This window comes from Limnohabitans sp. Rim8, from assembly GCF_945901735.1.
Taxonomy (GTDB): Bacteria; Pseudomonadota; Gammaproteobacteria; order Burkholderiales; family Burkholderiaceae_C; genus Limnohabitans_A.
The window spans coordinates 1-3,044 of sequence record NZ_CAMDLM010000066.1 but is presented as its reverse complement, the minus strand read 5'-3'; the positions used below and the strand labels follow the sequence as shown (position 1 = coordinate 3,044).

The 3,044-nt window shown below is 59.3% G+C and carries 4 protein-coding genes and 1 pseudogene; 3 read left to right on the top strand and 2 right to left on the bottom strand.

The window, feature by feature from the left end; translation table 11 throughout:
• The 3 genes and pseudogenes from Q0O99_RS17490 to Q0O99_RS17480 form a co-directional block, all read left to right on the top strand.
• Positions 1-215: pseudogene (locus Q0O99_RS17490) on the top strand (class I SAM-dependent RNA methyltransferase); the annotation flags it as partial.
• An 8-nt stretch (positions 216-223) separates the two neighbouring features.
• Positions 224-640 carry a putative toxin-antitoxin system toxin component, PIN family gene (locus Q0O99_RS17485; protein WP_293753250.1) on the top strand — a complete coding sequence of 139 codons (417 nt, stop codon included), beginning with the start codon at positions 224-226 and terminating at the stop codon, positions 638-640.
• 24 nt (positions 641-664) lie between these two features.
• Entirely contained in the window at positions 665-1,201 is a 537-nt protein-coding gene (locus Q0O99_RS17480; RefSeq protein ID WP_293753249.1) for a hypothetical protein, read from the top strand.
• Positions 1,202-1,360: 159 nt separating this feature from the next.
• On the opposite strand, the gene Q0O99_RS17475 is transcribed toward Q0O99_RS17480, so the two are convergent.
• Both Q0O99_RS17475 and Q0O99_RS17470 read right to left on the bottom strand, forming a co-directional pair.
• On the bottom strand, positions 1,361-2,278 hold the full coding sequence (locus Q0O99_RS17475; RefSeq protein WP_293753248.1) for an alpha/beta hydrolase: 918 nt from the start codon (positions 2,276-2,278) through the stop codon (positions 1,361-1,363).
• A 101-nt stretch (positions 2,279-2,379) separates the two neighbouring features.
• Entirely contained in the window at positions 2,380-2,970 is a 591-nt protein-coding gene (locus Q0O99_RS17470; RefSeq protein WP_293753247.1) for an MSMEG_1061 family FMN-dependent PPOX-type flavoprotein, read from the bottom strand.
• Positions 2,971-3,044: the final 74 nt, after the last annotated feature.

The following is a 3,044-nucleotide window of genomic DNA, read 5'->3' as shown; positions in this document are numbered from 1 at the left end:
TCTTTGTCCAACTGGCCAGCCACTGGAAGAAAAACTACACCGGTTGGAGCGCCTGGGTGCTCACCCCCGACCTCAAATTGCCGGGGCGCATGCGCTTGAAAGAATCGCGCCGCGTGCCCATGTGGAACGGCCCGATCGAATGCCGGCTGTTTCGCTTTGACATGTCGGCGGGCTCACTGCGCCGTCCGGCCAAAACCGACACCCCTGCCGCCTGAGCCCACCCATGCGGGGCGTGGTCATCGACACCAACATCGTGCTCGACATGTGGGTGTTTGACGACCCGCGCTCTCGCCCCTTGAACCAAGCTTTGCAAAGCGGCGACGTGCACTGGTGGGCCAGCGCCGAGATGCGCGAAGAGTTGCTGCGGGTGCTGGCCTACCCGCATTTGTTGGCCCGCCAGGCATTGCGCGGTATCAATGCCCTGGACGTGCTGGCGCAGTTTGACCAGCATGCCCACAGCGTGTCCAGCGCCGAGCGCGCGCCTTATGTGTGCAACGACGCCGACGACCAAAAATTCATCGACCTGGCCGTGGCCCAACAAGCCACGCTCATCAGCAAAGACAAGGAAGTTTTGCGCATGAAAAACCGCCTGGCCCGCTTGGGTGTGGTGGTGTTGCCGGTTTGGGTGCCGCCCGTCTAAAGCGGGCGGCTAAAATAGTCAAAAATGTTTACATACGAAAATTTCATAAACGAACTGCGCCCTCTGGTCGTTCGAGGGCAAGCTCTGTACGACCGCCCAAGTCGCATTAAGGATCCAGACTTTCGCCGTTGGAACTTTGAAATAATTGACCTGATTGTCAGAATACAAAGCGAACAATACGACGTTAATTGCTCGATTGCAACTAGAAGTTTTGCCTCTTACGGCGGGTCATACACCGGTTCAGACAAGCACGCCATAGATGCCTACAACCTAGGCCTTAAAGACACGATCAACGAACTAGAAATCCTGATTGAAAGATACGACGCGCATGGCGCTCCGAATCCAAGAGCACCCAGATCTGCATCAGTGCCAACTACAACAGAGCCAGTTGACAAATCCTCTGCAGCACCAATGAATGAGTTACAACACCCTAAACACTGGACCCTCGATTGGCTATGGCGACACATGCCGGTTAGTGGGTGGATTTACATATTAGGCGGGCTTCTAACTCTTTTGGTCATAGCTTTCACCTTAGGCAAGAAATTAGGTCCGCTGCTGTAATAGCGAACACATCACACCACCCTTCCCAGTCAGCGAGAGTGCACCGACTGATGCTAATCAGTAAAGGCCAAGTGACGTGCCCCCCGCCAGCCGTACCAACATCAAGCCCGAGTAAAGCGCCACCATGGGTGCGCGCAACCCTCTCACCCGAAAAGGTGTTCAACCGTGAAAGGCCAATAACTCAGCTGCGGTCTCGGTGGGCAAGGCCTCGGGAATGAAGTGGCCGCAGGCCATGGCACGGCCACTCAAGGGGCCGCTGCACTGGGCTTGCCACAAGGCCATGGGGTCAAACAGGCGCTGCACCACGCCTTGCGCGCCCCACAGCACATGCAAGGGGCAGGCCACTTTATCTCCATGCGCGCGACTGGCGCGGTCGTGTTCCAAGTCGATGCTGGCGCCGGCCCGGTAGTCTTCGCAGGCGGTGTGGATGGCGGCGGGCAAGCCATTGGCCGCCAGCGTGGGGTCGGTGAAGCAACGTTCATATTCGGCCAGCGCCTCGGGCTCGATGTGGCCCAGGCCCGCGCTGCCCCAGCCGCCCAGCTTGGCGTGCAGATAGGCGAGCGGGTTGCCCGCGATCATGGTCTCGGGCAAGGGCGCGGCTTGGGTCAAATGAAACCAGTGGTAGTAGGCCTGTGCAAAGGCCATGTCGGTGGCGTTGTACATGTCCAGGGTGGGTGCGATGTCTAGCACGCTCAGGCGCAGCACCCGATCTGGGTGGTCCAGCGCCAAGCGGTAAGCGACCCGGCCACCCCGATCGTGGCCGCTGAGGTGAAAGGCTTTCACGCCCAGCGCATCCAGCAAGCCCACCACATCGCTGGCCATGGCCCGCTTGCTGTGGTAGCTGTGGTCAGGCCCGCCCAGGCTGTGCGAGGAGTCCCCATAGCCGCGCAAGTCGGGCATCACCACGAAGAAGTGGGGCTTGAGCTGCTGTGCCACTCGGTGCCACATCACATGGGTTTGCGGAAAGCCGTGCAACAGCACCAACACGGGTGCGCCCAACTTCCCGCCCGAGCGGTAGCACACCGTTTGCCCGTTGACCTCGGTGGTGTGGCGGGTGAAGCCTTCAAACCAAGTCATGTCTGTCTCCTGATCGTTGGCGGCGTTTGATGGGGCCTTGGGGAGGCGCCCAGCACGCTGCGGCACACAGTGTATTCACAGTGATTGGCGGTAACGCGCCATCATGTCCTCTTGGGTTTCGGCTTCAATGGCATGGCCTTGCGTGGTTTGTATTTGATCGCGCAGCATCTCACCCATGCTGGGCATGAGGTGACGTGGGTGTGCTTGGAGGGGTTCCACAGCTGGGACCGCATAAAGGCCTTGGCGCAATGCAAATACACCGCCTGCACCTTGACCCGAATGACCAGCGCGGGTGTGCGTCGCGCATCGGTGCAAAGTTGGCGCTCAGATGGGTCGGTCGACAGGGATGCTTGGCCATTGATGCGCAGGGTTTCGTCAAAGCCGGGCACCATGAATAGCAAGCCCAGTTGGCTTGTGTCGATGATGTTCTCCAGCGTGTCCAGACGGTTGTTGCCCGGTGCATCTGGGATCAGCAAGGTCTGGTTAGCGATGACTTTGACAAAGCCCGGGTCACCCCCGCGTGGGGATGCGTCCATCTGACCTGTGGCGTTGGCACTGGCCAGCACCACAAAGGGGGACAGGGCGATGAACTGCTGGGCATGTCGATCCAATGACCGCATCTCTTTCAGCGAGGCACGTTCGCTGGCGGCTCCATACAGTTGGCGCAGCTGGTCACGGGTGGTGAGGTTCATGGTTACCCCTTTTGCAAATGAATGGGTCGGTGCTCGGCCTGTCGTTTGCCAAATCGTCCGATGACCTATGGAAA

Coding starts and splice junctions, on each gene's coding strand:
- Q0O99_RS17485 (WP_293753250.1), top strand. CDS start 224: ATGCGGGGCGTGGTCATCGACACCAACATCGTGCTCGACATGTGGGTG.
- Q0O99_RS17475 (WP_293753248.1), bottom strand. CDS start 2,278: ATGACTTGGTTTGAAGGCTTCACCCGCCACACCACCGAGGTCAACGGG.
- Q0O99_RS17470 (WP_293753247.1), bottom strand. CDS start 2,970: ATGAACCTCACCACCCGTGACCAGCTGCGCCAACTGTATGGAGCCGCC.
- Q0O99_RS17480 (WP_293753249.1), top strand. CDS start 665: ATGTTTACATACGAAAATTTCATAAACGAACTGCGCCCTCTGGTCGTT.